The sequence below is a fragment of the Paraburkholderia acidiphila genome (assembly GCF_009789655.1).
GTDB lineage: Bacteria > Pseudomonadota > Gammaproteobacteria > Burkholderiales > Burkholderiaceae > Paraburkholderia > Paraburkholderia acidiphila.
In genome coordinates, this window is the sequence record NZ_CP046909.1 from 709,542 (window position 1) to 724,625 (window position 15,084).

14 protein-coding genes are annotated in these 15,084 nt (G+C 58.9%); 13 read left to right on the plus strand and 1 reads right to left on the minus strand.

Features of this window, described 5'->3' with window-relative positions; genetic code table 11:
• Positions 1-9 precede the first annotated feature (9 nt).
• Entirely contained in the window at positions 10-783 is a 774-nt protein-coding gene (locus FAZ97_RS03180) for a lysophospholipid acyltransferase family protein (RefSeq protein WP_158757156.1), read from the plus strand.
• 22 nt (positions 784-805) lie between these two features.
• Here the strand turns inward: FAZ97_RS03180 and FAZ97_RS03185 are convergent, their stop codons facing one another.
• Positions 806-1,654 (minus strand): symmetrical bis(5'-nucleosyl)-tetraphosphatase, encoded by an 849-nt coding sequence (locus tag FAZ97_RS03185; protein WP_199272068.1) that lies wholly within the window; start codon positions 1,652-1,654, stop codon positions 806-808.
• 378 nt (positions 1,655-2,032) lie between these two features.
• Between FAZ97_RS03185 and rfbB the strand changes: the two genes are divergently transcribed.
• From rfbB to FAZ97_RS03245, 12 genes are all read left to right on the plus strand, one after another.
• Positions 2,033-3,094, plus strand: a complete 1,062-nt coding sequence (gene rfbB, locus FAZ97_RS03190) for a dTDP-glucose 4,6-dehydratase (RefSeq protein WP_158757157.1) — start codon at positions 2,033-2,035, stop codon at positions 3,092-3,094.
• Between the two features lie 11 nt (positions 3,095-3,105).
• Complete coding sequence (rfbA, locus tag FAZ97_RS03195) at positions 3,106-3,999, plus strand: glucose-1-phosphate thymidylyltransferase RfbA (protein WP_158757158.1); 894 nt, start codon at positions 3,106-3,108, stop codon at positions 3,997-3,999.
• The gene (gene rfbC / locus FAZ97_RS03200; protein ID WP_158757159.1) at positions 3,984-4,535 is read left to right on the plus strand and encodes a dTDP-4-dehydrorhamnose 3,5-epimerase; all 552 of its coding nucleotides are present in this window, start codon (positions 3,984-3,986) and stop codon (positions 4,533-4,535) included. The genes rfbA and rfbC overlap by 16 nt, the downstream gene beginning before the upstream one ends.
• Positions 4,536-4,542: 7 nt before the next feature.
• Entirely contained in the window at positions 4,543-5,442 is a 900-nt protein-coding gene (gene rfbD, locus FAZ97_RS03205; protein ID WP_158757160.1) for a dTDP-4-dehydrorhamnose reductase, read from the plus strand.
• Positions 5,443-5,780: 338 nt separating this feature from the next.
• Positions 5,781-6,767, plus strand: coding sequence for a glycosyltransferase family 2 protein (locus FAZ97_RS03210; protein WP_158757161.1), 987 nt, complete (start codon positions 5,781-5,783; stop codon positions 6,765-6,767).
• Complete coding sequence (locus FAZ97_RS03215) at positions 6,767-7,177, plus strand: GtrA family protein (protein ID WP_158757162.1); 411 nt, start codon at positions 6,767-6,769, stop codon at positions 7,175-7,177. The genes FAZ97_RS03210 and FAZ97_RS03215 overlap by 1 nt, the downstream gene beginning before the upstream one ends.
• A gap of 111 nt (positions 7,178-7,288) precedes the next feature.
• Positions 7,289-8,698 (plus strand): MBOAT family O-acyltransferase, encoded by a 1,410-nt coding sequence (locus tag FAZ97_RS03220; RefSeq protein WP_158757163.1) that lies wholly within the window; start codon positions 7,289-7,291, stop codon positions 8,696-8,698.
• Positions 8,699-8,706: 8 nt separating this feature from the next.
• On the plus strand, positions 8,707-9,828 hold the full coding sequence (locus tag FAZ97_RS03225; RefSeq protein ID WP_158757164.1) for an alginate O-acetyltransferase AlgX-related protein: 1,122 nt from the start codon (positions 8,707-8,709) through the stop codon (positions 9,826-9,828).
• 121 nt (positions 9,829-9,949) lie between these two features.
• The gene (locus FAZ97_RS03230) at positions 9,950-11,575 is read left to right on the plus strand and encodes a glycosyltransferase 87 family protein (protein ID WP_158757165.1); all 1,626 of its coding nucleotides are present in this window, start codon (positions 9,950-9,952) and stop codon (positions 11,573-11,575) included.
• Between the two features lie 447 nt (positions 11,576-12,022).
• Entirely contained in the window at positions 12,023-13,438 is a 1,416-nt protein-coding gene (locus FAZ97_RS03235) for a mannose-1-phosphate guanylyltransferase/mannose-6-phosphate isomerase (protein ID WP_158757166.1), read from the plus strand.
• On the plus strand, positions 13,438-14,259 hold the full coding sequence (locus FAZ97_RS03240; protein ID WP_158757167.1) for an ABC transporter permease: 822 nt from the start codon (positions 13,438-13,440) through the stop codon (positions 14,257-14,259). Before FAZ97_RS03235 ends, FAZ97_RS03240 begins: the two co-directional genes overlap by 1 nt.
• A gap of 4 nt (positions 14,260-14,263) precedes the next feature.
• Positions 14,264-15,079, plus strand: coding sequence for an ABC transporter ATP-binding protein (locus tag FAZ97_RS03245; protein ID WP_158759034.1), 816 nt, complete (start codon positions 14,264-14,266; stop codon positions 15,077-15,079).
• The last annotated feature ends 5 nt before the right edge of the window (positions 15,080-15,084 follow it).

A 15,084-nucleotide genomic window follows, 5' to 3' on the forward strand; every position in this document is an offset into this window, starting at 1 on the left:
TCGTAGACCATGAGCCTTTTCATCCGCAAGACCCGTCTGCTCGCGCATCTGCTGCGCGGCGCCTTGACCGTCGCGATGCGTTTTCCGCGCGCCAGCGCCGATCAGCGGCACGCCATGAACCGCGCGTGGTCCCTCAAGATGCTCGAGCTGTGCGGGCTGAAGCTCGTCGTGCATAACGACGCGGCGCGGCTCGATGCAGGCGCGCTCGTCGTGAGCAACCACATTTCGTGGATCGATATCTACGTGATCAACGCGTGGCGTCCCACGCCGTTCGTCTCGAAAGCTGAAATCCGCCATTGGCCGCTCATTGGCTGGTTTGCTCAGAACCTCGATACGGTGTTCATCGAGCGCGAGAAGCGCAGCGACGCGAAGCGCATCATGCACGAGCTGGCGGAGCGTCTTACGCGCGGCGAGCTGATGTGTGTGTTTCCCGAAGGCACGACAACGGACGGTCTCGCGCTCAAGCCGTTTCACTCGAACATGTTCCAGGCGGCGGTGTCAGCTGGAAGGCCGGTGCAGCCGCTTTGCATTCTGTATGAGGATGCGCAGGGGCGGCAGTCGGTGGCACCGGCGTATATCGACGACCTCTCGCTCAAGGACTCGCTCGACGCGATGCTCAAGGCCGGGCCGCTGACCGCTCATGTTTATGTGGGCGAAGCGATCGAGGCCGGTGACGACCGGCGCAAGCTGGCGGCGCACGCGCAGGAGGCGGTGGGGCAGGCGCTGGAGGCGATGCGGGGCGAGGCGGCGGCGCATCGGCATGGCGTATTGCAGGCGACTTGACGCCTGCACACATTCGAAGGCTTCAGCCGTTCGTCGCGCGGCAACTCTCGCAGGGTACCTGCGTGAGGATGCGTTCGCGCGGATCGTCGACGAGATGGATTGCCGAAAGCTGCTCGCCCCACACGCAGCCCGAATCGAGTCCGATCAGGTTTTTGCGCAGGGTGAGGCCAAGCGCCGCCCAGTGGCCGAACACCACGGTCGTGTCGGCCGTCTTGCGCCCGGGCACGTCGAACCACGGCATGAAGCCCGGCGGTGCGGAGTCGAGGCCGCCGCTCGTCGAGAAGTCCATCACGCCGTCGGCATTGCAGAAGCGCACGCGCGTGAGCGCGCTGCAGGTCACGCGCAGCCGCTCGATACCCTTCAGGTCCTTGGACCAGCGGCTCGGCTGGTTGCCGTAGAGGCCGGCGAGCGTTTCGCGCCAGTTGTCGCGGCGCAACGCTTTTTCAAGTTCGTGCGCGAGTTCCATCGTGAGGTCGGCATCCCACTGCGGCAACACGCCGGCATGCACCATCAGCATGCCGTTCTCGTAGTGCGCGATCGGGCGATGACGCACCCAGTGCAGCAAATCCTCGGCGTCGGGCGCGTTCAGGATGTCGTCGATCGTGTCGTCTCTTTTCGACTTGCGGATGCCCGCCGAAACCGACAGCAGATGCAGGTCGTGATTGCCCAGCACCGCCACGCCGCGCTCGCCGAGATCGATCACCTCGCGTAATGTTTCGAGCGACGCGGGACCACGATTGATCAGATCGCCTGCGAACCAGAGCGGCGTGTCCGGGGAGGGAGCGGCTTTGGCGAGCAGTTCGCGGAACGGGGTGAGGCAACCCTGGAGGTCACCGAAAGCGAGAGGGGCGGGATGCGGCGCTTGCGTCATCGTTGCGTTGGGATTGATTGCAGTGCAGCGTGGAACATTAGCCTGTGACGCTATCACAGGAATACTCCGGCCGCGCGATGACGAGAGAATGATGGAAATCCATCAACACATGAACGTTCAGACCCTAGCTTGGCATGAAAAGTGCGGTCTAAGGAATTTGTCAAGCTGTTTCAAGATGTTAGAGGGGGTGGCGTTCGCGCTGGCGAACCTTATAATCTCTACGGATAAAATCAGAGCCAGAATATGCGGCGTGGATATGCTCCATCGCTTGTCGCATGACTGCCCACGCTGACCCACGTGTGCAACATTCCTTGATGCGTCTGGCGCGGGGTCTTGCACGTCAGTGTCGTACCCACCTCGCGCAACAAAAGGAGTTCCATGATTCTGGTTACGGGCGGTGCCGGCTTTATCGGCGCCAACTTTGTGCTTGACTGGCTGACTCAGTCGGACGAAGCGGTCCTGAATGTCGACAAGCTGACCTACGCGGGCAATCTCGGGACGCTGAAATCGCTGCAGAACGATTCGAAGCACGTGTTCGCGCGCGTGGATATTTGCGAGCGCGCAGCGCTCGACGCGCTGTTCGCACAGCACAAGCCGCGCGCGGTGCTGCATTTCGCGGCTGAAAGCCACGTCGACCGCTCGATTCATGGTCCCGCAGACTTTGTTCAGACCAATGTCGTCGGCACCTTCACGTTACTCGAAGCGGCCCGCCAGTACTGGAACGACCTGCCCGCCGCCGGGAAGGCCGCATTTCGCTTCCTGCACGTCTCCACCGACGAAGTGTTCGGCTCGCTAACGGCCACCGATCCGCAGTTCTCCGAAACCACGCCTTACGCACCCAATAGCCCGTACTCGGCGACAAAGGCAGGTTCGGACCACCTCGTGCGTGCGTACCATCACACGTATGGCTTGCCCACGCTGACTACGAATTGTTCTAACAATTACGGCCCTTATCAGTTTCCGGAGAAACTGATTCCGCTGATGATTGCCAATGCGCTCGCCGGCAAGCCGCTGCCGGTCTACGGCGATGGCCAGAACGTGCGCGACTGGCTCTACGTGAGCGACCATTGCAGCGCGATCCGCGAAGTGCTGGCCAACGGCAAGGTAGGCGAGACCTATAACATTGGCGGCTGGAACGAGAAGAAGAATCTCGAAGTCGTCCACACCTTGTGCGACCTGCTCGACGAACTGCGGCCGAAAGCGGCCGGCTCGTATCGCGATCAGATTGCGTATGTGACGGATCGCCCCGGACACGACCGCCGCTACGCGATCGACGCGCGCAAGCTCGAGCGCGAACTCGGCTGGAAGCCAGCCGAGACGTTCGAAACCGGGCTGGCGAAGACAGTTGGCTGGTATCTCGACAACCAGGCGTGGGTCGACGACGTGGTGTCGGGCGACTACCGCAAGTGGGTCGAGACGAATTACGCGAAACGTGGGTGAGGAAGAAGGCGATGGCACGTAAAGGCATCATTCTCGCGGGCGGCTCCGGAACACGGTTGTATCCGATCACGCACGTCGTGTCGAAACAGCTGCTGCCGGTGTACGACAAACCGATGATCTACTACCCGCTGTCGACGATGATGATGGCGGGCATTCGTGACGTGCTGATCATCTCGACGCCGCAGGACACGCCGCGTTTCGAGGCGATGCTCGGCGACGGCAGCCAGTGGGGCATGAATATCCAGTACGCCGTGCAGCCGTCGCCTGACGGACTTGCGCAGGCGTTCATCATTGGCAAGGATTTCATTGGCAGCGATCCGTCGGCGCTGATCCTTGGCGACAACATTTTCTACGGACACGATCTCGCAAAGCAGCTCGAACATGCGAATGCGCAAGAGACCGGCGCCACCGTGTTCGCCTATCACGTGCACGATCCCGAGCGTTATGGCGTCGTCGAGTTCGATCAGTCGTTTCGTGCGGTCTCGATCGAAGAGAAGCCCGCCAAACCGCGTTCGAACTATGCGGTCACGGGACTGTACTTCTACGACAACCGCGTGTGCGACATCGCGGCCGACATCAAGCCTTCGGCGCGCGGCGAGCTCGAAATCACCGATGTGAACTCGCGCTATCTCGCGGACGGTGCGCTCAGCGTCGAGATCATGGGGCGCGGGTATGCGTGGCTCGATACCGGTACGCACGATTCGCTGATCGAGGCGGCAACCTTCATTGCGACGCTGCAAAAGCGCCAGGGCCTCGTGGTTGCGTGCCCCGAGGAGATCGCGTATCGCAAGCAGTGGATCGATGCGGAGCAGGTGTTGAAGCTCGCAAAACCGCTGGCGAAGAACAGCTACGGGCAGTACCTCCAGAACATTCTCATCAATCAGGTCGCATGGCTATCCAGGTAACGGCTACGGCATTGCCCGAAGTCAAGATCATTGAGCCCAAGGTGTTCGGTGACGCGCGCGGGTTCTTTTATGAGAGCTTCAATGCGCGCGAGTTCGCTGAGCACGTTGAGCAGGGCGTCGAATTCGTGCAGGACAACCACTCGCGTTCGTCGCGGGGGGTGCTGCGCGGGCTGCACTATCAGATCGAGCATGCGCAGGGGAAACTCGTACGCGTGGTCGAAGGTGAGGTTTTCGACGTCGTAGTCGATATCCGTAAAAGCTCGCCGCGTTTTGGCAAGTGGGTTGGCGTGCATCTGTCGGTCGACAATCATCGGCAATTGTGGGTGCCGCCTGGGTTTGCGCACGGGTTTGTCGTGTTGTCGGAGTCCGCGCAGTTTCTGTACAAGACGACCGATTACTGGTACCCCGAGCACGAGCGCAGCATCATCTGGAACGACGCGGAGATCGGTATCGAATGGCCGCTCGAGGGCGAGCCGCTGCTGGCGGCGAAGGATGCGGCAGGCGTGCGTCTGAGCCAAGCTGAACTCTACGATTGAGGCCGATATGAGTCGGGAATTGACGATCCTCGTGACGGGCGTGAACGGCCAGGTTGGATTCGAATTGCTGCGGTCGCTGCAGGGGCTTGGCCGCGTGGTGTCGTGCGACAGGTCGGTACTCGATCTCTCCGATCTCGATCGCGTGCGTGGGTTTGTGCGGGACCTGAAGCCGTCGCTCATTGTGAATCCGGCTGCGTATACGGCGGTGGACAAGGCCGAGACCGATGTCGAAGCCGCACGACGCTTGAATGTGGACGTGCCGCGAGTGTTGGCGCAAGAGGCGAGCGAACTTGGCTCTCTGCTGATTCACTATTCGACCGACTATGTTTTCGATGGGACGAAGCCCGGACCGTATGTCGAGACTGACGAGCCGAATCCGCTCAATATCTATGGGCGCACAAAACTCGAAGGTGAGCGTGCCATCGAGGAAGTGGGTGGCAAGTACCTTATCTTCCGCACAAGTTGGGTATATGGCCTTCGCGGCAAAAACTTCTTGCAGACGATGTTGAGATTTGCCCGCGAAGGGCGCAAAGAGATCACGGTGGTCGACGATCAGTTCGGCGCGCCGACGTGGAGCCGCACGATTGCCGCATGCACGGCGCATATTGCGGCTCGGTATTGCGCCGGCGATGTCGATGCTGACTGGTGGGCGAATCGCGCCGGTGTGTATCACCTCACTGCGGGAGGCTCGACCTCGTGGTTCGGCTTCGCGCGTGCGATTTTCGAGGCGGCGAATGCCGAGGCGTTGTGCGTCGAGCCTACTACCGGGGAACGGTTTGGGGCTGCGGCACGTCGTCCCGCAAATTCCAGATTGAGTTGCGAGAAGCTGGAGGCGGAATTTGGCATACGCGTGCCGGCTTGGGATAAGGCGTTGGTGGTGTGCCTGGAAGGATTTGAAGGTCCGTGAGCCGAACCTTTGTAGATTGCATAGGCACTCGAACGACGGTTGCCCCCTCGTGTACGCGGGACGCCCGCTCAGGCGTTGAGCGCGCTTCCTTTCATAGGGCTTTCTCCCGCTTGACGCGTTCACCGCGGTTTTCGGCAGTATGGCCGTGATGTATGATTCGCTCCTCGGCGTGAGGCGCGTCAAGGGATGCAGATTTTTTTGACATCTCGCCAAGAGCTAGTGACGACGCGTGTCGTGCGGCTTGCACGTTCGAGGCGGCCGTCGACTGACGCACCCCGCACATGATGTACCCCGCTATTCCGCTCGATACCCGATCGGGCCCGGTACGACTTCACACCATGCATAAACCAAAGATTGCTGTTCTGCTGCCTTGCTACAACGAAGAAGGGGCTATTGCGAAAGTTGTGCGCGATTTTCGGGCTGCGTTGCCCGACGCCGTAATTTACGTGTATGACAATAATTCGCGTGACCGCACGGCTGAAATCGCGCGCGCCGCGGGGGCTGTCGTTCGGACGGAGACGCAGCAGGGTAAAGGCCACGTGGTGCGCCGGATGTTCCGTGATATTGAGGCGGATTTTTACGTCATGGCTGACGGCGACGATACGTACGAGGTCAGTCTCGCACCGATGATGATCGAGCTTGCCATGGAAGGTGCGCACGATCTCGTCAATTGCGTGCGGCGGGAGACTGAAGAGGCTGCCTACCGTGGCGGCCATCGTTTTGGCAATATGATGCTCACCGGTGTCGTTCGTCGAATTTTTGGCAACCGGGTGCGCGACATGCTGTCCGGCTACAAGGTATTTTCACGCCGTTTCGTCAAATCCTTCCCGGCGCTCTCGCAAGGTTTCGATATCGAAACCGAATTAACCGTGCATGCGCTCGAACTCTCGATGCCTGTAGCCCACGTGGAAGGCCCGTATCGCGGACGGCCGCCGGGCTCGGAAAGCAAGCTCAGGACCTACCGCGATGGCTGGCGTATTCTCATGCTTATTTTCAAGCTGGTTCGCCACGAGCGGCCGATGTTCTTTTTCAGCCTGCTCGCCGCTCTGTTTGGGCTGACGTCGCTGATTCTGTTTGCACCTTTGGTCGAAACCTATCTCCAGACCGGTCTTGTGCCGCGGTTGCCGACGGCAGTATTGACGATGGGGCTGATGACGATCGCGATTCTCAGCCTGATGGTCGGCGCGATACTCGATACGGTGACTCGTGGACGCCGCGAATTGCGGATGCTCGCGTACCTTCAATACCCGTTCTTCTGGGGAAGCGCGACGCGGACCGCGATCGAAGCAGTCGATGAGCACGAGTCGCGCTCACACGCCAACTAATGGACAAGAAGAGAGCATTGCGGAGCCAGTTGCTGGGACAGATGTTCCGGTTTGCTTTGGTGGGCGGATTCGCGCTCGTCATCAATGCGATTATTGTCGAACTTCTCGCGCGTGTATGGGGCCCGTACTACGCGCAGTTTCTGGCATTCCCGCTAATCGCCACAATGACGTGGTATCTGAACCGCCGTTACACCTTTGGGGCGAGTGCTCGTCCGGTCGTGCACGAGTGGTTCCGTTATATTTTCGCGAATCTGCTGGGTTGGGTGGCGAACAATGGCGTCTACGTACTGTTCGTGTTGCACGTTGCAATTGCGTATCAACATCCGTCCATTGCCGTGGCGGCTGGGTCGCTCACCGGATTGGCCTTCAACTTCGTGATGTCGCGAGTGGCGGTATTTCGTAACGCCTAGGCTGGCCGGCCGCGCGCGCGGGCGGGGCAGTCGAGTCATGTTCCCGCCGGGCGGCGCGAGGAAAACGCCTGCTGAATCCGTGGTAAACGATGTCAAGGAGACGTACTGAAAATGGTATTCAGCTCAGCAGTCTTCCTGTTCGCGTTCATGCCATTGTTCTTTGGCATTTATTACCTGACACCGGCGTTCGCAAAAAACTTTTTTATCTTCGCAGCGAGCACGCTTTTCTATGCGGTGGCAGGTGGGTATCTCACGCTCATCCTGCTCATTTCAATTGCATTGAACTACGGCATAGCACATTGGATTGTCGCCGAGACTATACCGGATCGGCGCTTGCTCGTCGCGGGTATCGTTGTCAACCTTGCCCCCCTGGTGGTCTACAAGTATTTGCCGTTCATGGTGAGCGCCGCCGGCGACGGCGCTCGACTTTTCGGCTTGCATCTTCCTGTCGCGCTCAAAGCATTTGTCATCCCCGCCGGTATTTCGTTCTACACATTCCATAGCATTTCGTACCTTGTGGATGTCTATAAACGCAAGGTCGAGCCGAGCCGGTCGTTGATCGATTTCGGCATGTACATGATCTGTTTTCCGCAATTGATTGCCGGCCCGATCGTGCGATATGCCGAAGTCGTTGCGCGTATTCCGTACCGCCCGGTTGTGGTCGAAGAGGTCTACAGCGGAATCGGCAGATTCGTTTTGGGATTGTCGAAGAAGATCATCATTGCCGATACAGTTGGACGAATTTCCGATCAAATCTTCGCGCTGCCATCGACAGAATTGACAACCGGTCTCGCATGGCTCGGTATTGTGTCGTACACGCTCCAGATCTATTTCGATTTTTCGGGTTATTCGGATATGGCGATCGGAATGGGGCGAATGATGGGATTCGCATTTCCGGAAAACTTTGATCAACCATACCGATCGAAGAGCATTACCGAATTCTGGCGGCGCTGGCATATGACGCTGTCGCGCTGGTTTCGCGACTATGTCTACATTCCGATGGGCGGCAATCAGAAAGGTGCGTTTCGCACATATGTGAATTTGTGCGTCGTGTTCTTCCTGTGCGGGGCGTGGCATGGAGCAAACTACACTTTCATCCTGTGGGGCCTTTACCACGGACTGCTGCTGGTCATCGAACGCGTGTTGAAGAATCGTTTCAACTTTGCCCCGGCAGGACTTGCAGGCCAGGGCGTGACCTTGTTGCTCGTTGCGATCGGCTGGGTGTTCTTCCGTTCGGATTCGCTGGCTCACGCCGCCTATTATCTGGCAGCGATGTTCCATCTTGGACCGAGTGCGAAGTCGATGTTCGGACCGGCTTTCTATCTCACTCCCGACAAATGCGTATTCTTGCTCGTTGGCGTAGTGTGTGCTGTCGCGCCATTCGAAAAGCTTCGCCGTTTTGCTCCGGCGGGTCATGTGACGACCGGTGTCGAGATTGCCGTGCTGTTGATGCTTCTGGTGCAAAGCGCCTCGATGATTGCGGCTAACGGCTTCAATCCGTTTATTTATTTTCGATTCTGAGGCAACGCATGAAGCTGGCTGGAATCGTAATATTTTTTCTCGCACTCTGCCTTCCGGCAATCCAGAAGATCACCGGAGTCCTACCGCCCTATACGATCGACGAGAATCGCAGACTGACTGCGCCGCCGCGCCTTGCTGATTTCAAGGATCCAGCAACAGGATTCCATCAGTTCGAACAGTACTTCGATGACCACTATGGGCTGAGAGACATCCTGATTCGCCTGAAAACGCAAATCGACTTCTCCGTGTTCCATACGTCGGATCGTGTTCACCTCGGCAAGAACGGATGGCTGTTCTATCGAAGCGTGCTCGATGTCGAAAAGCCGGCTACCGAGCGCTTCTTTGCATCGCGCGACGAACAGCTGACTGCCGGGATCGAGGATCTTGCCGCAGCGCTCAAGAAACGCAGTCAGACTCTGGTCCTGATGCCGATTTTTCTTGGCGATGTTTTTTACCATGACGAACTACCGCGTGACACACCGAAGCTTCCGCAGCCCAGCGGCTTTTACAGGGCGACGGAGCGGTGGAAAACTCTGCCGAACCTGATTTATGTGGATTCGGCCGCAGTGCTCTCGCGGGTGAAGGAGCGCCGACAGGTTTTCCACAAGACGGATTTCCACTGGAACAGTCCAGCAGCGTTTGCAGTTGGGCGCACGTTCGTCAATCAACTCGGCCAGGATGCCGGGATCAAAAGTCCGGTTTGGGATCATGAACTCAAGATCGAAACGCGGCCTTATATTGGTCGCGAATCCGACTTCCTGCCGTTGTTCAAGCAGCCTTCTGAACTGGGGCTGTTCGTCGTGCCGACGTGGAATACGAACGACGTGCAAGTGAAGGAGAATCAGGGCATTTTCGAGTACATCACAACGAAGCGGGTCGACGATAGCAAGACACTGCCACCGCTATGCATCGTAGGCGACAGTTTTTTTGATGCGCTGCGTGACGCGGGTTTCACGAGTTACTTCAGCAAAGTCTATCGGGTGCGCTGGCAGGGTGCGGACACGTTGCCAAGAGCGCTTGCGCAATTTCCGGCGGAGTGCAAGTACGTGATGGTCGAGTTTATCGAGGTTCAGGCGCCCGCATTCGATAGTCTGGCGGACGGGGCGGCCAATCTTCGAGGCCCGCATTGAGGCGACGCACGGCGAACCGTTCGCGCGTTGTGTAAGCGAAGCCTCTGGCGTGCCCGGTGCGTTGCGGGTATCAAGATCACCGTGGTGATTTCAAAAGAAAGAACACTTGTTGGAGTAAAAGATGGAAGTGGTTCCCGGGGTCAATCGACCTTCGATGCGATGGCTTTTCACGATCCTCACGTTCGGGGCTTGCCTCGCCATCGGTGGTTTCGTTTCGTTCCGGTTGGGCCCGGATTTCAACTGGGATCTGCAGAACTACCACTTGTACAATCCATTCGCCCTGCTGAGCGGACGGATCGATCAAGATTTCATGGCGGCAGGAATCCAGTCCTACCTGAATCCGCTCCTCGATGTGCCCTTCTATCTTTCGTGGACGTCGTGGTTTCGTGACCAGCCGTGGGTCACGACGGTTCTGGCGGGTTTGCCGTACGGCGTCGCCATGTTTCTCTGTCTGCGTATCGCCGCATTGCTCATCCCCGGCACGGGACTGGGTCGCCATGTCGAGGTGCTGGCAGCGGTGGCTATCGGCGTGACAGGAACGGTCACAATCTCGGAAGTCGGTACGACGTTCAACGACATACCGATCGCAGTCCTGATTCTCGCCGCTCTGCTGGCCGAACTGCGCGGTGTAGGGCGAGATCGTATGTCGGGACTGTTTGCCGGCATACTGCTCGGCGTTGCTGCTGGCCTCAAGATGACGGCGGTCATTTTCGCGCCGGGCTTCGTGCTTGCGGTGATGATGACGAAGCGCGACTGGCGCGCGGCGCTTGTCGCGGCCGGCCTGATTACCGCTGGCTGGCTGCTCGGCTTCGTCGCGGCAGGAGGGTGGTGGTCGTGGAAGATTTATCAGTTGTACGGGAATCCCATCTTCCCGATGTTCAATCGCGCGTTTCATTCTGTCTGGTTCGGCAATGTCGGTCGCGATCTGCGTTTCATGCCGCACGGCGTGCTGCAGATTCTGTTCTATCCGTTCTACTGGATCGGCGGGAAGTCGCACGTCGCCGAGTTGCCGATGCGCGATCCCCGTTTTGCGATCGCCTACGTCGCGTCGGTGTGCATCGCCATTGCCTTGTGGCTCGGGTCGCGTGCAGGCGTACAAGCTGAAGCTGGTCTTGGCGCCGGCAGGAAACGCAAACACGTGGTGCTCCTGCTGGTGTTCTTCTGGTCAAGCTTCGTCATTTGGGAGGCGTTGTTTTCGATCGTCCGCTATGCGCTGGTATTGGAATTGTTGACAGGCATTCTTGCCGTGTTGGCGCTTCAATGGATCTGCGCGCGACTGCTCAAGCCGTCAGTTTCGCGCAAGGTGCCAGCCACACTAGCCGTGCTGATTGCTTTGATTTCGATCAAAATCGACCTTCCGATGGATTGGGGGAGAATGCAATACGCCAGCGTTCCAGCGCTGGTTGATTCGCATATTCCTTTGCCACACGGAGCGACGGTCCTCGTTGTCGAGGTGCCGGTCGCGTTTGTGCTCCCGTTTGTTCAGTCCGCGGATAGTTCCTTCATTGGCGTGGACGCAAACACAGTGACGCTACCGGAGACGTCGCCCGCCGCGCGCTTCATCCGGGCGAAACTGGCCCGCTCGAACGGGGCGAACAATTGGGTTCTTACAAATGGCGAGGCGCAAGGCGTCAACGAACTGATCCGGACCTATGACTTGCGTATGGTGGACGACGCGTGCAGGTCAATCACGCAGAGTCCGCAGCAACACGTCAGAATCTGTCCGTTGGAGAAGTACGGTACATAACGTCAAATCCGCTCGAATTTTCAGCGTATTCACTGACGTAATTCAAAGCGATTGGTCGCTCATTCGCGTGCCGGGCCGATTTTCGACGTGAGAACCGCAGCGCGGCCGGCCTTCTGTCGACGACATGGGCGAGTTTCTATCTCCTTTTGCAGGGCTGCGTCGGCAAAATGCCCGATGGGTAGAATCGCGATATTCGCGCGCTATAAGGTCGGCGCAGTAAGGCAGGATTTGACCGGAGAATAGGGGGGCAGAGGGGATTGCAATTTGTAGCAATTCGGAACAGTTCTGTTGCCGAAGTGCGAATAAAATGCCACCATACCGCTCTTACCCAGACGCTACCGACAGGTAGGCGGCCTTGGTCTGGCAGGGCGTAGCTCGACTACTGCCGCGGTGACCGAATGTCTAGTTGCGCCGTCTATAAATAGTACAGCGTCGAGAGAGGAATACGTGAGTTTGATACCCATTATCCTGTGTGGCGGCGCGGGGTCCCGGCTGTGGCCGGTGTCGCGAGAATCGCACCCGAAACCGTTCATTCGTCTGGCCGATGGCCAGAGCCTTCTGCAGAAGGCGTTCCTGCGTGCGGCTGCGCTCGACGGTGTCAAGCAGATCCTGACTGTGACCAATCGCGAACTGTTCTTCAAGACCGAGGACGAGTTCCGTGAAGTAAACGAGTGCGGTGTTGCGACATCATTCATCTGCGAGCCGTTCGGGCGCAACACTGCCGCTGCTGTCGCCGCCGCCGCCCTCCATATCGCGAAGACGAGCGGTCCGGAGACGGTGATGCTCGTGCTCGCTGCCGACCACCTGATCGCTGACCATGATGCGTTTGCCGAAGCTGTCGGCAAGGCTCAGGAGCTGGCACATCAAGGCAAGATCGTCACGTTCGGCATTCGTCCGGACTCGCCACAAACGGGCTACGGCTATATCGAGGCAGAGGGCAACACGGTCCTGCGCTTTGTCGAAAAGCCGTCGCTCGAAAGGGCGCGCGAATATCTCGCATCGAAGCGCTTCCTCTGGAACTCCGGCATCTTCTGCTTTACCGCGGCTTCGATCCTGCGTGAACTCGAGCAGCACTGCCCTGAGATTCTGGGCAGCACGGATGCATGTCTGCGGGAGTCGCGCACTTCCGAAGGCAACGGCTGGTCGCAGGTGCAGCTCGCACCGAACAGCTTCGGAATGGTCCCGGAGAATTCGATCGACTACGCCGTCATGGAGAAGTGTACGCAAGCTGCGGTCGTGCCGTGTGCCATTGGCTGGAGCGACATCGGTTCCTGGACTGCGCTGAGCGAGTTGTGCCGCCCTGACAGCCACGGTAATCGCGTGGAAGGTGAAGCGCTGCTGCACGATGTCGATAATTGCTATTTCGTAAGTCGCGATCGCCTGATAGGCGCAGTTGGCGTCGAGAACCTGATTGTCATCGACACGCCCGATGCACTGCTCGTCGCCAATCGCGACCGTGCGCAGGACGTCAAGCATATCTATTCCGAGCTGAAGGCTCGTGGCCACGACGCGCACAAGATGCATCGCACGGTGCATCGGCCGTGGGGTACTTATACCGTGCTCGAGGAAGGGCCGCGCTTCAAGATCAAGCGTATCGAAGTGAAGCCGGGTGCGAGCCTGAGCCTGCAGATGCATCATCATCGCAGCGAACACTGGATCGTGGTAAGCGGCATGGCAAAGGTCGTCAACGGCGAGCGCGAGCTGTTCGTTTCGACCAACGAATCGACCTACATTCCGGCGGGTCACAAGCATAGGCTTGAGAATCCCGGTGTGGTCGGCCTTGTGATGATTGAAGTGCAGAGCGGTGAGTACCTCGGCGAGGACGACATCGTGCGGTTCGAGGACGTGTACGGGCGAGCGTGATGGGTGATGCAGTTATTGATCGAGGTAAAACGGACCTCGCGAGCCATGATGGCCGTGACGATCTGATCGCCGGCCTGAGCGCCGTGCGAGTGTGGGGCACGCTGGGCTGGCACGACATTCGTCAGCGTTATCGGCGGTCCGTGCTCGGGCCGTTCTGGTTCACGCTCAGCACCGCGATCATGGTGGTCGTGTTGGGTGCGCTCTATTCCGAGCTGCTTCATCAAGACATTCACGAATATCTTCCGTATCTCGCGATCGGTCTCGTGGTGTGGGGTTTCATCTCCTCAGTCGCGAACGAAGCGTGCAGCGCGTTTATCGGTGCGGGCTATCTGATCAAGCAGATACGCATACCGTTGACAGTGCACATCTGCCGTATCGTCTGGCGCAATTTCGTGATCTTGCTGCACAGCCTGCCGGTCGTGGTCGCGCTGATCGTGTTCCTTGGACGCAGTCCGAGTATCGAGTTTTTGCTCGTGCCGCTCGCGCTCTTCCTGCTGTTCATGCAGGGCGTCTGGCTCAGCGTGGTGCTGGGCGTGCTCTGCACACGCTTTCGCGATATTCAGCCCATCGTCGCCAATCTTATCCAGGTTGCATTCTTCTTCACGCCCGTGATGTGGTCGCCCGAAGTGTTGAAGTCGCGCGCGTGGGTGGCGCAGTACAATCCGCTGTATCACTTAATCGAACTCGTGCGTGCGCCCTTGATGGGGCGTCCGCTGCAGTGGGAGTCGTGGGCGTGGTCTATCGGTATGCTCGTGGTCGGGTTCGCCTTTGCGCACCTCCTCATGCGCCGCACCCGTAATCGCGTTCCGTATTGGCTCTGACATCATGACGACTTCTTCTATTGTTGCAGAGGGAATCGTCGTCGAATTCCCGATCTACGAGAATTCCCATCGATCGCTCAAGAAGGCGGTTCTCAACCTGACAACCGGCGGCCGGATCGGCCAAGATGCCGGCCGGCACACGGTCGTGCGCGCGATCGACGAACTGAGCTTCAATTTTTCGCACGGCGAGCGCATCGGTCTCGTTGGTCATAACGGCTCGGGCAAGACGACGTTGCTGCGCACGCTTACCGGCGTGTACGAGCCCGTGCGGGGCAAATTGAAGGTCCATGGGCGCATCGCGTCGCTGCTCGACGTGTCGATGGGTCTCGATCCGGACGCGACAGGTTTCGAAAACATCTATTTGCGCGGCATTCTGGACGGTCTCAAGCCGGCTCGGATTCGCAGCAAGATCGACGAGATCGCCGATTTCAGCGAACTGGGCGACTATCTCAATCTGCCGGTGCGGACGTACTCCAGCGGCATGATGCTGCGGCTCGCATTTTCGATGTCCACGAGCATCGAGGCGGATATTCTGATCATGGATGAATGGCTAAGCGTCGGCGATGCCGATTTCAAGGCCAAGGCGGCGCAGCGCCTCGAAGCGCTGGTTGGTCACGCGTCGATTGTGGTCATTGCGAGCCACGAGCCCGCACTCGTGCAGCGGGTGTGCACACGCAAGATCAGTCTCGAGCACGGCAGGATCGTCGCAGACGAGCCTGTCGGCGCTGAGGCGCCGGCCGCCGAAGGTGGCGCGGGTAGCGCCGCGTCCGGCAGTGCCAGTCTTTCCACGGACGCAACCGCGTCCCGCTCGGCCGCCTGATCGTC